This is a genomic window from Pseudofrankia coriaricola, from assembly GCF_001854805.1.
Taxonomy (GTDB): Bacteria; Actinomycetota; Actinomycetes; order Frankiales; family Frankiaceae; genus Pseudofrankia.
Genome location: NZ_MBLO01000243.1, coordinates 108987 through 125415, shown reverse-complemented (window position 1 = coordinate 125415; position 16429 = coordinate 108987). Strand labels below are relative to the sequence as shown.

The 16429-nt window shown below is 74.3% G+C and carries 12 protein-coding genes; 7 read left to right on the top strand and 5 right to left on the bottom strand.

Annotated features, from left to right (window positions below; genetic code table 11):
* The 5 genes from BCD48_RS33860 (at position 1) to BCD48_RS33835 (ending at position 7384) form a co-directional block, all read left to right on the top strand.
* Entirely contained in the window at positions 1-1752 is a 1752-nt protein-coding gene (locus BCD48_RS33860) for a PfaD family polyunsaturated fatty acid/polyketide biosynthesis protein (RefSeq protein WP_241842204.1), read from the top strand.
* Positions 1749-3713, top strand: coding sequence for an acetyl-CoA carboxylase carboxyl transferase subunit alpha (gene accA / locus BCD48_RS33855; protein ID WP_083419597.1), 1965 nt, complete (start codon positions 1749-1751; stop codon positions 3711-3713). Before BCD48_RS33860 ends, accA begins: the two co-directional genes overlap by 4 nt.
* A complete protein-coding gene (locus BCD48_RS33850; RefSeq protein WP_116271748.1) occupies positions 3710-4450 on the top strand; it encodes an acetyl-CoA carboxylase biotin carboxyl carrier protein in 741 nt (246 codons plus the stop codon). Before accA ends, BCD48_RS33850 begins: the two co-directional genes overlap by 4 nt.
* Positions 4450-5829: an acetyl-CoA carboxylase biotin carboxylase subunit gene (locus tag BCD48_RS33845; protein WP_071052445.1), complete on the top strand. Its 1380-nt coding sequence runs from the start codon at positions 4450-4452 to the stop codon at positions 5827-5829. The genes BCD48_RS33850 and BCD48_RS33845 overlap by 1 nt, the downstream gene beginning before the upstream one ends.
* A gap of 409 nt (positions 5830-6238) precedes the next feature.
* A complete protein-coding gene (locus BCD48_RS33835) occupies positions 6239-7384 on the top strand; it encodes a P1 family peptidase (protein ID WP_083419610.1) in 1146 nt (381 codons plus the stop codon).
* A gap of 9 nt (positions 7385-7393) precedes the next feature.
* On the opposite strand, the gene BCD48_RS33830 is transcribed toward BCD48_RS33835, so the two are convergent.
* Positions 7394-8779, bottom strand: a complete 1386-nt coding sequence (locus BCD48_RS33830) for a lysine N(6)-hydroxylase/L-ornithine N(5)-oxygenase family protein (protein WP_071052443.1) — start codon at positions 8777-8779, stop codon at positions 7394-7396.
* A gap of 367 nt (positions 8780-9146) precedes the next feature.
* Positions 9147-9404 (bottom strand): aspartate 1-decarboxylase, encoded by a 258-nt coding sequence (locus tag BCD48_RS33825; protein ID WP_071052442.1) that lies wholly within the window; start codon positions 9402-9404, stop codon positions 9147-9149.
* Between the two features lie 1126 nt (positions 9405-10530).
* Here BCD48_RS33825 and BCD48_RS54335 point away from each other — a divergent pair.
* Complete coding sequence (locus tag BCD48_RS54335; RefSeq protein ID WP_241842203.1) at positions 10531-10755, top strand: hypothetical protein; 225 nt, start codon at positions 10531-10533, stop codon at positions 10753-10755.
* A 1027-nt stretch (positions 10756-11782) separates the two neighbouring features.
* The gene (locus BCD48_RS33810; RefSeq protein WP_071052440.1) at positions 11783-12748 is read left to right on the top strand and encodes an isopenicillin N synthase family dioxygenase; all 966 of its coding nucleotides are present in this window, start codon (positions 11783-11785) and stop codon (positions 12746-12748) included.
* 72 nt (positions 12749-12820) lie between these two features.
* Here the strand turns inward: BCD48_RS33810 and BCD48_RS33805 are convergent, their stop codons facing one another.
* The 3 genes from BCD48_RS33805 to BCD48_RS33795 all read right to left on the bottom strand — a co-directional run bounded on the left by BCD48_RS33805 (position 12821) and on the right by BCD48_RS33795 (position 16224).
* Positions 12821-13192 carry a hypothetical protein gene (locus BCD48_RS33805; protein ID WP_206745035.1) on the bottom strand — a complete coding sequence of 124 codons (372 nt, stop codon included), beginning with the start codon at positions 13190-13192 and terminating at the stop codon, positions 12821-12823.
* Between the two features lie 76 nt (positions 13193-13268).
* Complete coding sequence (locus BCD48_RS55140; protein WP_071052438.1) at positions 13269-15086, bottom strand: protein kinase domain-containing protein; 1818 nt, start codon at positions 15084-15086, stop codon at positions 13269-13271.
* 265 nt (positions 15087-15351) lie between these two features.
* A complete protein-coding gene (locus BCD48_RS33795) occupies positions 15352-16224 on the bottom strand; it encodes an alpha/beta hydrolase (protein WP_198543498.1) in 873 nt (290 codons plus the stop codon).
* Between the last annotated feature and the right edge of the window lie 205 nt (positions 16225-16429).

The following is a 16429-nucleotide window of genomic DNA, read 5'->3' as shown; positions in this document are numbered from 1 at the left end:
GTGACGACACCACCCCCAGCCCTCGCACGACCGGCCCCGCCCATGACATCCGTCCCACCCCAGGCGGTCCGGCCCGCGGCGGGCGGCCCGCGCGCGGCCGGCCGAGGCGCCGACGTGCCGGCCACCCTCGACGCCGACGGTCTCGGACGCACGGGGCGCGACATCTACGCGGCGCTTGCCCGGGTGGGGAACCCCTGCCTGCTGGTCCGCGACCAGGCGGGCCGGCTCGCGGTGACCGCGGACCCGGCGGCCGCCCACGCCGCCGGCGCGGCGGTGCTCGCCGTCGCCCCGCCCACACTGCCCGAGCAGCTCGGCGCGGCCGGGTTCCGTGCCGACCACGGCGTCCGCCTGTCCTACATGACCGGCGCGATGGCCAACGGCATCGCCTCGCCCCGGATGGTCATCGCCCTGGCCCGCGCCGGCCTGCTCGCGTCGTTCGGAGCCGCGGGTGTCCTGCCCGACCGGCTGGACACCGCGCTCGCCGAGATCCGCCGCGGCGTCGGCGCGGCGCCGTTCGCCTGCAACCTCATCCACAGCCCGAACGAGCTGGAGCTGGAGCGGGCCACCCTGGCCGCCTGCCTGCGCCACCAGGTTCGCTGCGTCGAGGCGTCGGCGTTCGTGGCGCTCACCCCGCAGATCGTCGCCTACCGTGTCTCGGGCCTGCACCGCGACCGGTCCGGCCGGCCCGTCGCCAGCCACCGGGTGGTCGCGAAGCTGTCCCGCCAGGAGGTCGCGGAGCACTTCCTGCGCCCCGCGCCCGAGCCGATCGTGCGGGCGCTGGTGGCGGCGGGGACCGTCACCGCCGAGCAGGCCGAGCTGGCGAGGGCGGTGCCGATGGCCGACGACGTCACCGTCGAGGCCGACTCCGGCGGGCACACCGATCGTCGCCCGCTCGCGGTGCTCCTCCCGGAGATCATCCGGCTGCGCGACGCCGTCGCCGCCGAGCTCGGCTACCGGCGCCCGCCACGGGTCGGCGCCGCGGGCGGCATCGGCACGCCCGCGGCCGTGCTGGCCGCGTTCGCGATGGGCGCCGCCTACGTGGTCACCGGCTCGGTCAACCAGTCGTGCGTCGAGTCCGGCCAGTCGGAGCCGGCGAAGGCGCTGCTGGGCCGCGCCGGCCCGACCGACGTCGACCTCGCGCCCGCGTCGGACATGTTCGAGATCGGCGCCGAGGTCCAGGTGCTGCGGTCCGGCACGATGTTCGCCGGCCGCGCCCGGCGGCTGCTGGAGATGTACCGGGCGCACGACGGGCTCGAGGCGCTGCCCGCCGCCGACGTCGACTGGCTGGAGCGTTCGGTGCTGCGCCGCCCGGTCGCCGATGTCTGGGCCGACACCGTCGCCTACTTCAACCGCCGCGACCCCGAGCAGATCACCCGCGCCGAGGGCAACCCGAAGCGGCGGATGGCGCTGGTATTCCGCTGGTACCTCGGCCTGTCGTCGAGCTGGGCGATCTCCGCGGCCGCCGACCGGGTCACCGACTACCAGATCTGGTGCGGCCCGGCGCTCGGCGCGTTCAACGAGTGGGCCGAGGGCAGCTACCTCGCCGACGTGACCAGCCGCAGCGTGGTCGACGTCGCGGATGAGCTGATGCTCGGCGCGGCCTACGCCGCCCGGGCGGCCGCCCTGCGCTTCGCCGGCGGGTACCTGCCGGCCGCCGCGGCCGGCTACCGGCCACCCGCCGGCGCACCCGCCGGCTCCGTCGCCGCCACCCTCGTCGCCGGTGGCCCCGTCGCGTACCGGGGCGCGGCGTGAGCGCCTCCGGAGCGCCCGCCACCGCGCGGCCCGCCGGGGAAGCCGGCGCGGGCCGAGACGTCGTCGACCGGTCGGCGTGGCACCTGTGCGGGCGCTGCCGCGCACTGCTCTATGGCAAGCGGTTCCTCGCGACCGCCCGGGTCTGTCCCGACTGCGGCTGGCACGCCCCGCTGACCGCGCCGGAGCGGATCGCGCTGCTGCTCGATCCAGGCTGGTCCGAGCTCCCGACGCCCGAGCCGGCGGACCCCGACCCGCTGCGGTTCACAGACACCCGGCCGTACGCCGAGCGGCTGGCGAAGGCCAAGACGGCGACCGGCCTCGACGAGGCGGTGCTCTGCGCGCGCGGCCACCTGGACGGGGCGCCGGTCGTCGTCGCCGCCATGGACTTCCAGTTTCTCGGCGGCAGCCTCGGCTCCGCGGTCGGGGAGGCCATCACCCGCGCGGGGGAGCTGGCGCTCGCCGAGCGGGTGCCACTGCTGCTGGTGACGTCGTCCGGGGGAGCCCGCATGCAGGAGGGCGTGCTCTCCCTCATGCAGATGGCCAAGACCAGCCAGATGCTCGGCCGGCTCGACGAGGCCGGCGTGCTCACCATCGCGCTGGTCACCGATCCGACGTTCGGCGGCGTGGCCGCGTCGTTCGCGACCCTGTGCGACGTGATCGTGGCCGAGCCGGGTGCCCGGCTCGGCTTCGCGGGGCCGCGGGTGATCGAGCAGACGATCCGCCAGAGCCTGCCGCCGGGCTTCCAGACGGCCGAGTTCCTGCTGGAGCACGGCATCGTCGACCAGATCGTGCCGCGCGGCGACCTGCGCGCGATGCTGTCGCGCCTGCTGACCGTCGCGGCCTCGGGCCGCCGCGCGCCCGCCACGGCCCAGGCGGCCGACAGCCAGCCGGCGCCGAGTGGCGCCGCGCCGGCTGGTCCCGCGCCGTCGGGAAGCATGATCACCGACCCGTCGCGGCTGCCGCCCAGGCACCCGTGGGACGTCGTCCGGCTGGCGCGCGGGCTCACCCGGCCGACCACGCTGGACCTGGTCTCGCTCATGCTCGACGACTTCAACGAGCTGCACGGGGACAGGGCGGGTGCCGACTGCCCGGCCATGGTCGCGGGCCTCGGCCGGCTCGGCAACCTCGGCGTCGCCGTCATGGGAACCCAGAAGGGGCACACCGTCGAGGAGCTGACGGCGCGCAACTTCGGCATGCCGAGCCCCGCCGGCTACCGCAAGGCGGCCCGGGTGATGCGGCTGGCCGCGAAGCTCGGCCTGCCCGTCGTCACCTTCATCGACACGGCGGGCGCCCACCCCGGGATCGAGGCCGAGGAACGCGGCCAGTCGGTCGCGATCGCCGAGAACCTCCGGCTCATGGGCGCGCTCCCGGTGCCCGTCGTCGCGCTCGTCACCGGCGAGGGCGGCAGCGGGGGAGCGCTCGCGCTCGCCGTCGCCGACCGGGTCCTCATGTGCGCGAACGCCGTCTACTCGGTGATCAGCCCCGAGGGGTGCGCCGCGATCCTGTGGAAGGACCCGGCGGCGGCGCCGCGGGCCGCGGAGGCGCTGCGGGTCGACGCCCGCCAGCTGCTCGGCCTCGGCGTCATCGACGCCGTCGTGCCCGAGCCCGACGGCGGCTCGGGGGCTGACCCCGTACAGGCCGCCGCTCTCGTCGAGGCCGCGCTGCGCGACGTTCTCGGCGAGCTCGTCGGCCAGGGGCCGGCCGAACTCGTCGCCGGCCGGCACGCCCGCTTTCGCCGCTTTGGCGCGCCCGCGCCGTCCCCGGAGTCGCCGTCCACCGCATCCGCGCCGTCCGCCGAGCCCACGCCGCCGACCTCACCCGCGCCGACGGCGTCCACCGCGTTCCCGGCGGCCGGCGCCGACGCGCCACACGGGCAGGCCGACGGAAACGGGGGGCCTGTGGCCGACGGTGGCGCCGAGAAGGCAGACCCGACCGCCGCAGAGCAGGGAGCCCCCGCATGAGCACCATCAGTACCGCCCGCCGCCCCGACACTCCTCCATCCGGCGCGGACCTGGCCGGCGACGGCCATACGCCGCCCGGCGTCGCCGACCACTCCGGCCCGGCTCTGGCCGGCCTCGGCGTCGCCGACCTGGACCTCGTCCTCACCGCGGTCCGGCACAACGCTGTCGCGCTGTGCGAGGAGGCCGGCCGGCCCCCGACGCGCCTGCGCGTCACCGCCGGGCCGCTGACCGTCGAGGTCTCCTGGTCGGACGGCGGCTCCGCCGGCACGGCGGGATACGGCTGGGACGAGCCCACCACGAACGGCGTCGACCAGGCCGCCGCGAACGGCTGGTCGCGGCGCGGTGTCCCGGCGCCCCGACGGGACCTGGCGCCGGCGGGCGCCGCCACGGGCAGGGGCGCCGCACCGGGCGCCGCCACCGCCACCGGCGCGGCTGCCGACGACGACCGCCAGGCTGGCCGGGAGGCCGGTGGGCCGCCGGCCGCGGGCCAGATCGAGGTGACCTCGCCCAGCGTCGGGGTCTTCTACCACGCGCCCGAGCCGGGGGCGCGCCCGTTCGTCCGGGTCGGCGACACGGTCAAGGCCGGCCAGCAGCTCGCCATCCTCGAGGTGATGAAGCTGATGATCCCGATCGAGGCCAGCCAGTCCGGCCGGATCGTCGAGGTGTGCCGGCCGGACGGCGGCGGCGTCGAGTTCGGCGACCGGCTGTTCCTGCTCGCCCCGGTGGCCGCGGCCTGATGGTCACCACTGTCCTGATCGCCAACCGGGGCGAGATCGCGCTGCGGGTCGTGCGCACCTGCCGCGAGCTCGGCCTGCGCACCGTCGCCGTCTACTCGACCGCCGACCGGGACTCGGCCGTGGTCCACCAGGCCGACCGCGCCATCCACATCGGCCCGGCGCCCTCCGGGCGCAGCTACCTCAGCATTCCCGCGATCATCGAGGCGGCTCGGCTCGGCGGCGCGGACGCCATCCATCCCGGCTACGGGTTCCTCTCGGAGAACCCGGACCTCGCCGAGGTCTGCGAGGCCGAAGGGCTGACGTTCGTCGGGCCGCCGTCGGGGGTGCTGGAACGCCTCGGTGACAAGGCCGTCGCCCGGGCGATGATGGTGGCTGCCGGCCTGCCGCTGCTGCCCGGCAGCCACACCGCCCTCGACCACGCCGACGAGGCGCGGGCGTTCGCGGACTCCATCGGCTACCCGGTCATCATCAAGGCGGCCGCGGGCGGCGGCGGCCGGGGCATGCGGATCGTGGTGCAGCCGGAGGAGTTCCTACGCGCCTACACCGAGACCCGCGCCAGCGCGCAGGCTGTCTTCGGCGACGGCCGGGTGTATGTCGAGCGTTACCTGCCGTCGGCCCGGCACGTCGAGATCCAGGTGCTCTTCGACCAGTACGGCAACGGCGTGCACCTCGGCGCCCGCGACTGCTCGGTGCAGCGCCGCCACCAGAAGCTGGTCGAGGAGACCCCGGCCCCTGGCCTGCCCGCCGACCTGGTGGAGCGGATGGGCCGGGACGCGCTGCGTGGCACCGGCGCGGCCGGGTTCGTCGGCGCCGGCACGGTCGAGTTCCTCGTCGACCCGGACGGCAACTACTACTTCATGGAGGTCAACTGCCGCCTGCAGGTCGAGCACCCCGTGACCGAGATGGTCACCGGTATCGACATCGTCGCCGAGCAGTTCCGGGTCGCCGCCGGGGAGAAGCTCGACCTCACCCAGGACGCGGTCCAGCCGCGCGGCGCCGCGCTGGAGTGCCGGATCAACGCCGAGGACCCGGCCCGCGCCTTCGCGCCGACACCCGGCGTGATCGAGGAGTGCCACCTGCCCGGCGGGCCGTTCGTGCGGGTGGACAGCCACGCCTTCCCCGGCTACCGGATCCCGGCGATGTACGACTCGCTGCTGGCCAAGCTCGTCGTCTGGGCGCCGGACCGTGACGGCGCGCTGCGCCGGATGCGCGCCGCGCTCGAGGAGCTGCGGCTCGCCGGCCCCGGCGTGTCGACGACGGTGCCGTTCCTGCGCCAGGTGCTCGACGACTCCCGGTTCCGCTCGGCCACCCACGACACGTCGCTCGCCGACGCCCTCCGTCAGTCCGCCCCACCTGGTCTGGGCAGCCACGCTCGGTGACGCGGCGGGACCGGGTCGGCGGGCCCCGCGTCCACGCCGACGGGCCGGCGTCCACGCCGACGGGCCCCGCATCCACGCGAAGTGCCTGGCCATGGCAGAGTCGGGGTTTCTGGTGGTGCGGGGGCGGCCAGAATGACAGGGTGGGGGCTGTCGGACTTTGGCCGGGGTTTGGCGACGGAGGAGCCGGGTGCGTCCGAGCACAGGACTAGGAGACGCCACGCCGCTGCCGCGGCGAGTGCGTCGGCCGGTGCCGCCCGCGAAGGGGCCCGTCACGTTCGTGGACGACCCAGCCCTGCTGGAGCGCGTCGCCGAGCGGCTGCGCGTCCTCGACCTCCGCCGTCTCGCCGGTCTGCGCCGCCTGAACTAGTGCCGGTCGCGCGGAGGTGGCGTGGCCGGCAGAATGCGGGCGATGAAGCTTTCGGGCCGACCAGCTGAGGCCGTAGCCACGGGCGCGGTCACCGGCGCCGCCACGGGACCGGTGGCCCAGGGGCTTGGCGGGTCGCTGACGGACGTGCCGGGGATCGCCGTCGGGCATGCGCAGCGGATCGGCGGCGGGTGGCGGACCGGGGTGACCGTCGTCCTCGCGCCGCCGGGCGGGGCGGTCGGCGGAGTCGACGTCGCCGGCGGGTCGCCGGGGACCCGGGAGACCGATCTGCTCGACCCTCGCAACGCCGTCGAGCTGGTACACGCGGTGGTGCTGACTGGCGGGAGCGCCTTCGGGCTGTCAGCCGCGGACGGGGTGATGCGCCGGCTCGCGGACGCGGACATCGGCTTCCCGGTCGGGCCGGCGGGGGTCGTCCCGATCGTCCCCGGAGCGGTGATCTTCGATCTGGGCCGCGGTGGCGCCTCGCCGGCGTCACACGCGGTACCCGGGCCGGAGCTCGGCGCGCTCGCCTACGACAACGCGACCGCCGGGCCCATGACGCGCGGCACCGTCGGCGCCGGGACGGGCGCGGTCAGCGACGCCCTCGCGGGCGGGGTCGGCGGGGCGTCGACAGTGCTCGGCGACGGGACGACCGTGGCGGCGTTGGCCGTGGTCAACTCGGCGGGCTCCGCCGTCGACCCGCGCACCGGCCGTCTCTACGGCGACCTGGACGCCGAGCTACCTCCGCCGGACGCCCAGCTGCTCGCGGCCTGGCTGGCCTCGGACCGGGCGCCGAGGCCGTTCCCGCCGGACTTCGCCACGGCGGCCCACGAGTCCGGCCCGCGGGGCTCGACGCCCGCCCAGGCGCCGGCTCCGGGCCTGCTCATGAACACCACGATCGGTGTCGTCGCGACTGACGCCATACTGACGAAGGCCCAGTGCTGGCGGCTCGCCTCGAGCGCGCACGACGGGATGGCGCGGGCGATCCGCCCGGTGCACACGATGGTTGACGGTGATTCCGTCTTCGCCCTGGCCACCGGCGCCCGCCCGGCGGGCAACCTCAACGAGCTGCTCGCCGCCGCGGCGGACACCTTCGCCCGCGCCGTCGCCGACGCCCTTTACCAGGCGACCGGCTACCCCGACTTCCCCAGCTACCGCCAGCTCCTGCTCGGCGGCCACCAGTCGGCGTAGCTCCCGGTGTCAGCGCAGCGCGGAGACGAGGCGATGGTCACCGGCCAGGGCGTCGTCCGCCGTGGCGGGGGAGTCGGCGCGGGTGAGGATGGAGGCGAGGATCTCACCGGCGCGGACGGCGACGTTGGACAGCAGGGTCGACGAGATGCCGTGGGTGTGTTCGGTGGCTCCCGTGATGTAGACGGCGGCCGTGGCGGGACCGGCCGTGACCAGGCGGTAGTCGCGGGTGAACAGCGGGCGGCCCGCGTCGTCGACGCGGTACGCCTCGGCGGCCTCGCCGAGCAGCGCGCGCGGCTCCCGTGGCCGGTAGCCGGTGGCGAACACGACGACGTCGACGTCGAGGTCGCGTCGCTCGCCGGTTGGCAGGAACTCGACGATCGCGCGCACCCCGTCGTCCAGCCGCTCCAGCTCCGCGAGCCGGGAGGCACGCAGCAGGTGCAGGCGGCGCGGGCCGCGCACCTTCTCCTGGTAGACCCGCCGGTACAGGTCCTCGATGAGATCCATGTCGACGACGGAGTAGTTGGTCGAGCGGTGGTAGTCGGTGAGCATCCGGCGGACGTCCGGCGACGCCTCGAAGAAGTCGTCGACGGCGTCCGGGTCGAAGATCTGGTTGGCGAACGGGCTGTTGTCCGCCGGGCTGTAGCCGTAGCGGGCGAAGACGGCGTGGACCTCGGCGCTGGGGAACGTCCGGTGCAGGTGGTCGGTGACCTCCGCACCGCTCTGGCCAGCACCAATGACCATGAACCGGCCGTGCCGCAGCGGCGGCAGGTTGCCGAGCCGGTCAAGCAGATCGCGGTTGTGCCAGACCCGGTCATCCAGCGCGACGCCGGCCGGAAGCCGCGGCTCCAGCCCGAGCGCGACTACGACGTCGCGGGCACGGCGGACGACGGTGTGGCCGTCGCCGTCCTGGCTCACGACGTCGACGTGGGTGATCTCACCGTCCTCGACTACTGGGCGCAGGGTCGTCACCGTCTGGCCGTATTGGACCAGGTGGTCGAGCCGGCCGGCCGCCCACTCCAGGTAGTCGTGGAACTCGTGGCGCAGCGGGAACATCGTCTTGTGGTTGATGAAGTCGACCAGCCGCCCGAGGCCGTGCAGATAGGCCAGGAAACTGAAGTCGCTGGTCGGGTTGCGCAGCGTTACCAGGTCCTTGAGGTAGGAGACCTGCATCGTGGCGCCCTCGATGAGCATCCCGCGGTGCCAACCGAACCGCTCCTGGCATTCCAGGAAGACGGCACGCCGTCGGTCCCGCTCGTCAACGCGCGTGTTGTGCTCCTCGATCGCGATCGCCAGGGCCAGGTTCGCCGGACCGAACCCGACGCCGATGACGTCGTAGAGCTCCGACGCCGTCGTCTGCGTTGACTGCGGTGCCGCGGGATGCGGTCGCCCTACCACGGGTGCCTCCGGTGGGTGTGGGTGCGGGTTGGCTGGTGCGGAACGACGGCCGTCGTACAGCCGGGCAGGTCGGGCAGGGCGGGCAGCGGACGGGCGCCGGCGCGCCGGCGGAAACGCCGGCTCGCGCTCCCTGCGCGCCGCCGCCGTTCGGCCTGGTGGGGAGACCGCGCGGGCCGGCCTCTGTCGTCCGGTCGGCCGTGCCTTCTCGGGGCGTCAGCCGGTTCGCTCGCCAGGACGTGCGGGCGGGCGGGCGTGCTGACGGCCCGGGGCGCGGAGCTGGCCGCTCGGGGGAGGTGACATCCCCGACGCCGGCGAGTCCGGGGACCGCGGGTTGGGACGGAAGGGGCGGACGGCCAGCGCGGCGGTGTCAGGAGACGGCGCCGTTGACGCCGAGGACACCGGAGCCGACGCCGACGATGCCGGAGTCGACGACGTCGGGGATGGCATGGGCGGCCAGGTGACCGCCGTTATCGATGTCGATGTCGACGACCCGGACCTGCTCGCCCTCGATGAGGCCCGCCGCGGCCGTCAGCTCCTGGTCGATCTTGATCGAACCGACGCGGTGCGGGTCGGCCTGGGTGGCGGCGGCGCGATGGATCTTGCTTGTGAGCAAGGACCGGTACACGGGGACGTACTCCCTGGATGAGGCGTCGGGCTACTGGGTCATGCCGCCGGGCGGCGGGTGCAACGGTGCCTCGGTGCCGCGGGTCGAACGGTGCCGTGAGCGGCGGTTGGCGCGGCGGCGCGGGGCGACGGCGCGGTGTCACCCGCGCGCTGGTGGCGGCGGGCCGGGTACGTCGGGTGGTCAGGTCGGTTGCTCATGGTGACCATACCGGTGCATTTCGCGGCTCCTAAAGTTAGGCTAGCCTAAGTTGTCGTCGATGTCATGTGGCGACGTCCGCGGTCACGTCGCCGGGCCTCTCGTCGGGCCGGCCGGGGTCCGGGTGGTCCGGGTGTGGGTTCGCGGGGCGGGCCTCCTGTAACCGTCGGCCTGGCTGGCGGCCCAGCCCCTGGGTGGCGCGCCGGCCTGACCGGTAGGATTGCTGCTGGTTAAGTTAGGTTTCCCTAATATCCGTCTCGCCGCAAGGGCTGCCGCCGTGGTCGCTCTGCCGGATGGGAAGGCCCGAAGCGGGCGGTCGCGCTCGGCTACCAATCGGGAGGTGTGTCGCGTGCGCCGGCGGCACCCATCACCCGCGCTGGTCGTGTCGCTCGGTCTGCCGTCCCGCGCGAGATCACGTCGGGGAGCTCGGTCGACGGCCTCGTGTCGCGGTCCTCGTCTTACCTTTGGCCGTCATGGCCCGGCACGGCGGCTGCCGGTGCTGCTACACCTTGCGGTCGGGCGGTTACCGTATAGAGTCACGTGCTGACTACGGAGCGATGTCGCAAGCGGGCTGGAGGCAACGGTGAATCTCGCCCCGCGCCGCCTGGAGTGGGTGCCGCTCGCGTCGGATCGAGGGAGGTCGAGTGTGATCCGACGTCACGCGGACGCACGCTCAGGTGTCATGAATATTACGTATTCGCACGGTTACCGGCTGTTGCGCGATGAACCTCACCGTGACTGAGGCGCGGCCGTGAAGCATTGTTGGGAGAAACCGAATTCTGGATGGGTGAACCTGATGCATGTTGTGAGCGGCAACACTTCTTCTGCTCGTCGGAAGCCCCGGTTAGTAGCCGAGGCCCCCTCCGTTCCGAGCCAGCCGAGGCGGCTTCACCAGCCGCCCGCCGCGGCCACGCCAGGCCGCCCCAGCTGGGTGGCTGTCCGCCTGCACGCGGCCCTCTCAAGCGCCGACCGCCCGCTTCGGGCCCGCTCCCTCGCCTATGACCTCGGTCTCTCCGCCGCCGAGGTGACCGTCGAACTGCGTCGTATGCAGGATCTCGGCGTCGCGGCCTCGCGTGACCGCCGCTGGACCATCGTCGGGGCCGCTCCCACGACCGCCGACGCGCCGGCCGCCGCCCCCTCGCGCAAGAGCGCCTGAACCGTACCGGGCCGCGGGCGGCTGTTACCCTCGCCGTTTGTACCGGGTACGGACGCTGTTTAGGCCAGCCAGGCTCCCAGTGCGGGCCTCGGCCAGGGAATGTCGATTTCCTGACAACGGTCCGCCGGTGTACCCGGTGGCAAGACCCGCATCGGCCCTTTTGGGCGGCCCTTGTGGGCCGTCGCGGCCGGGGGAAATGACTCCTCGCCGCGGGACCGCCTCCCGCTGACCGAGTCCGATCGCCGAGCCCGATCGCCGGTGCCGGTGACGAGCCGCCCGGCCCCAGTGGCAGGCCGCTCGTGCCGGTGGCGGGTCCCGCGCCTAGACGGCCAGGCCGCCGGACGTGCGGGAGAACCGCCCGGGCAGTGATGGCTGGCCGCGCGCGCCGCCCGCCCTGGCCGCCGTTCCGCGCCGCGCGCTGTCTCCGGCAGCCGGAAACCAGGCACGCCGAGCATCCGCATCTCCGGAACGCCCGCCGATCGCGCTACTCTCCGAAGTATGGGGGACACGTACGGGAAGCGAGAGACGACCGGGCCGCAGATCTACCTGCCCTGCGAGGCGTGCCGGGACTTCCAGCGGGCGCGTTCGCGCGCGCTCGACCGTCAGGTCGTGCTGACCTGGCCGCCCGGCCGCCGGCCGCAGGGCTGCACCTGCAAACAGGTCCGGCGCGACCGTGACGGCTAGGGCTCCGTCGCCGGTCGCCGGTCGCCGTCGCCGGTTTTGACGTTGCTGACCCGCCTCCGACGCGGCTGTCGGACCGCGGCCAGCCTGTCGTGCCCGGATTGGCGATGGCCACGGTCTCGTAACTCGCGGGGCCGCCTGGCGAAACGTCGATGGGCCGTAATGGCAGGTAGACGGGTACCACCGCGCGGCGCCGCTGCCTGCCGGTGACGCGTGGCTCCGCCAGGCCAGGCCCCGCGAGGCGGCGATTCGCCGAGCGCCGTGGCCGGGTGCGTGCGGGCCGCGCCGATGCTCCGGCCGACGACTGGACGGCCCTGACCATGGGCCGCGGAGGCGAGGGACCTACGTGACGACGACACCGGACTTCCCGCTGCTCGACATCGGCCGTTGGCGCGACGGCACCGGTGACCAGCGCTACCGGTTCGCCTGCGAGCTGGACGTGGCACTGCGGCAGTCCGGGTTCCTGCTGGTCGAGGGGCACCGGATCAGCGCCGGGCTGCGGGCGGACATCCGCGCGGCCGCCGCGCGGTTCTTCGCCCTGCCGGCAGGGACGAAGGCGGCCTACGCGACGGCGGTCGGCGGGCGCGGCTGGATCGCGCCCGGCAGCGAGGCCAACGCCTACTACGGCCAGGCTGTCGACTCGACCCGCGCCGACCTCAAGGAGAGCCTGACCATCGGGCGTACCTTCGCCACCGGCGACGTGGACGTCGACCAGACGTGGTTCGCCCCCAACGTGTGGCCGGCCGAGTGCCCCGAGCTCGCGGCGCTCTGCGAGCGTTATACGGACGAGGTCCGCGGCCTCTACGCTGACCTGCTGCGGGCCTGCGCCGTCGCCTTCGGCCTGCCGGAGCCCTGGTTCGCCGAGCGGGTGCGCTCCAGCCCGCACACCCTCAACATCAACCGCTACCCGCCGCGCTCGCGGACCGGAACCCCGCTCGACGGCCAGTTCCGGGTCGCCCCGCACACCGACTGGGGCGTTCTCACGGTCCTCGACCGTCAGCCCGGTTACGGCGGCCTTCAGGTCCAGGACCGCGCCGGCCGCTGGATGAACGCCCCCTACGAGCCGGACGCGTTCACCGTCAACGTCGGCGACCTGCTGGCCCGCTGGACCGGCGACCGCTGGCGGTCCACCCGTCACCGGGTGCTCCCGCCGCCGGCCGAGGCCCCGGACGAGGAACTGATCTCCCTCATCGTCTTCCTCGAGGCCGACGTCGACACGGTCGTCGAGCCGCTCGTCGCCGGCACGGCCTACGCCCCGATCGTCGCGGGCACCTACCTGCTCGAACGCGCCAACGCCGCCACGGTCGCCTAACCTCGCGGCCACGGCCACGGCCACGGCCACGGCGCCGGTCAGGCCACCCTGGTCAGGTCGCGTCAGGTCGCGTCAGTGGGGCAGCTTCTTGTCGGCGCAGACGGACAGGGCGGCGCGGGCGTCGGTGTAGATGGAGGTCGTCTCGGAGTTCAGCGCGTCCCGGTAGACCACGGCGAACGGCTGGGAGAGGTCGCCGTACTTCTTCTTGTCGGCGGTGGCGGCGGCGACGCCCAGGTCACCGGCGGCCCGCAGCCGCCGCCAGTCGACGTCGGTGGGGTGGGTCAGGGTCGGCTTGGTCCGCACGAGCGCCTCGCAGGCGGCCTTGGCGTCGCCGGGCGCGGAGCTTGCGGCCTTGCTCCCGCCACCGCAGCCGGCCAGCGCCACCGCGGCCGTGAGTGTCACGACGGCGAGGACAACCCGAACCGGCCAGGCGTTCGTGAGCATGCTGCCATCATCGACCATCGACCGCGTCCAAGACAGGAGCCAGGCGGTTTCCACCGGCGATCCCTGAGGTCCCGAGCTAGCCGCTTCCGCTCCTGCGGGCCCACAGGACGGTGCCGTCCTCGAGGCAGATGACGAGCTCACCGTCGTCACGCATCCAGAGGTACGTGCCAGACCCGTGGGTACCCGAGTTCCAGTACACGGTCGTCTCGTCGGTGCCGTAGAGCACGAGGTCGCCGTCGTCGCGCATCACGGCGTAGGCCGCCGCGGTCCCGCTGGTCCCGGACTCCCAGGCGGGGGTGACCGGGCCGGGGCCTTCGGAGTACACGACGAGGTTCCCGTCGAACTGCAGGGCCGCGACGAACCGGCCGTTGCCCGACACCAGCTTCTGGCCCTGTTCCATCCGCTGGCCGGAGTGGAGGATGGCCTGCGCCGCGGCGGGCTGGGCCGTCTGCGTGGGCGGGACCTGCGAGCGCGTGCCGCCCGTCGGCGGCGTCGTGGAGCCCGCGGCGCTCGGTGCCGGCTGTGTCAAGGCCGGCGGCGGCGATGGCTCCGTCCCGACCAGGAGCGAGGATGTCGGCGTGGCGCCGGTGGGCAGGCCGGCACTGAGGCTGGTACCGAGCGACGGCTCGCTCACCGTGCTTGGCCCACGGCTGCGCGGTACCAGCATCAGGGCGAGGGCGACGACCACGACGATGGTGAACGCCGCCGGTATCCACCAGTGCGGCACCGTGCGGCGCGGCCCGGTGCCCGGCTGCTTCGCGGCGGTGCCCGGCGCCCGCTGCTCCGCGCCGCCCGCCAGGTCGTCGGGTGTCGCGGGCTCCTGGCTCGGGTCTACCGGTTCCTGGCTCGGGTGTACCGGCCGGCCGTCCGCCGGGGTGCCGCGCGCCCTGGGCGGGGTCCCGTTGGACAACGACGGCGGGCCGGCGGGGCTGGGCAGCAACGGCGGGAGCGTGGCGTGGATGACGGGCGCGTCGGCGACGAGGACATCGTGGGACGGGGGCGGTGCCGGGGCCGGGGTGGCGGGCGTGACGGGCAGGCCGAGCGCCGCCTGGGTGCTCCGGATCGCCGCGGCGAACGCGGCGGCTGACGGCCACCGGTCCTCCCGGTTGACGGCGAGGCCCCGCCGCAGCAGCGCGCGCAGCGGCCCGGACAGGCCTATGTCGGCGTCGCGGGGCAGGCCGTAGCCGACCCGCTCGATGAAGGCGCCCGTGCCCTCCCCGGGCAGCTGCTCGAACGGCGGCGTGCCCGTCAGCATCTCGAACAGCGTCGCCGCGAGGCTCCACACCTCCGACCTCGGCGAGAACCGGCCGTGGAAGAGCACCTCCGGCGCGGCGTAGGCCTGGGTGAAGCCCTTGACGGTGACGGACGAGCGGCCCGACGCCACCCAGACCGAGACGCCGAAGTCACTGAGCAGGGGATGCCCGTCGCCGGTGAGCAGGATGTTTCCCGGCTTCACGTCGCAGTGCAGGACCGGCGGGGTCAGCCCGTGCGCCCAGGCGAGCGTGTCGGCGACGAGGACGCCGGTGCGCAGGGCCTCGGCCTGGGTGAGCGGCCCACTGCGGCGCAGCGCCTTGGAAAGGGCGCCACCCGCGACGAACCGCATGCACAGCCAGGGGCGGCCGCTGGGGGTGACCCCGGCGCTGTGGACGGAGACGACGCCCGGGTGGGCACTCAGCCGGCCCAGCGTCGCGCACTCGAGGCGGAAGGCGGCGAGCGCCGCCGGGTCGTCCGTGAGCGGCCCGGTGAACAGCTTCAGCGCGACGGTGCGGCTCAGCGCCTCGTCGTACGCCCGGTACACCTGGCCGGCCGACCCGGATCCGACGGGCACCAGCTGGCGGAAGTTGGGCGGGAGGTCGCGGTCGAACCCGGAGTCCGCCGATGAATCGACCGTCATTCCCGTCCCCCGCACCGCTGGAGTCCAGCCCTTGTCAAGCCTACCGAGATCGGGATTAAACGACCGGTAAAGGCGGCGGTGCGGACTGTCCGTGCGGCGGGGGTGCACCGTCGGTGACGCCCCCGTAGGGAGCGTCCTTCCCGGCCGGGCCGACGGGCGGAGGCGCGCGGCCGCTCCGCGGGCCCGGTGGGAAGCCTTCTGCCTGGCGGGACCGCGTGCGGACTGGGCCGGCCCTCGTTGGCCGTGCCCGGCGCCGTCCTCATGATCAGGAGTAGCGGGTGAGGAAGTCGACGAGGTGGCGGGTGAAGACGGGGCGGGTGCGGCGTTCCAGGTGGATCCAGTGGCCGGCGCCGGTCAGGTGGACGACCTCGACCGACGGGTGGTCCTCGGCCAGCTGCTTGGCGTGGGCGGTGGTGAACACGGCACCGAGCGCCTCGTCGGCGGCGAGGAGGAAGACCGGCGCGGGCACCGGCGCGGACGTGTCGAGCGCGGCCAGCATCGAGCCGTCGAGGACCGCGTCGATCACCCGCACGTCGACGTGCTTGAGGCTGAACGCGGTCGCCTCGACCGCGTCGCTGGTGTAGGCGGCCCCCATCGTCGGCGCGGACGCGGGGCCGAACGACGTGTCGGCCAGCCGTTTCGCGATCTCGTCGATGGACACGCCCTCCCGCTGCCACTGGTCTGTGGCGGCCCGAAGCCGGGCGAAGACGGTCCCGGCCGGCGAGCCGGCGTCGTCGGCGCGGGATCCCTGGAACAGCGGCGGCTCCTCCAGGAAGAGCGCGGTGACGAGGCCGGGATGGCGCTGGGCCACGGCCCAGGCGACGGCACCGCCGAGCGAGTGCCCCACCAGGGTCGCCGGGCCGCCGACGACGTCGCGCAGCACCACGGCCACGTCGTCGGCGAAGTGGGGGAGCAGGTAGGCCTCGGGCGCGCGGTCGGAGCGGCCGTGTCCCCGGAAGTCGACCTTGACGATCCGCCGGTCGGCCGTGACCGCTGGAGGCAGCCAGTCCCACACGGTGCCGCTCGAGGCCAGGCCGTGCAGGAACACGACCGGCCGGCCGTCGGCGGGCCCCGCAAGATCGACGTAGACGCCGATCCCATCCCGGTCGACCCGCATGATTGCCCGTCTGCCCACCACCGTCGCCTCCGTCCTCGATCAGCGCCGGTCACGTCAGGCTAGACCGAGCAGGCTCCAGGCGCCGCTGTTACTGAACGTCCATTCATGAGATTGCGCGGATCCGTCCCGGTTGATCGCCGCGCGGCCTGACGGAAGTCCCGGCGTCGGAGAAATTCCTGCCGCGTAGCACAATCCCGGCCGTCAGCGGTGGTAGGCCCGCGGTGAG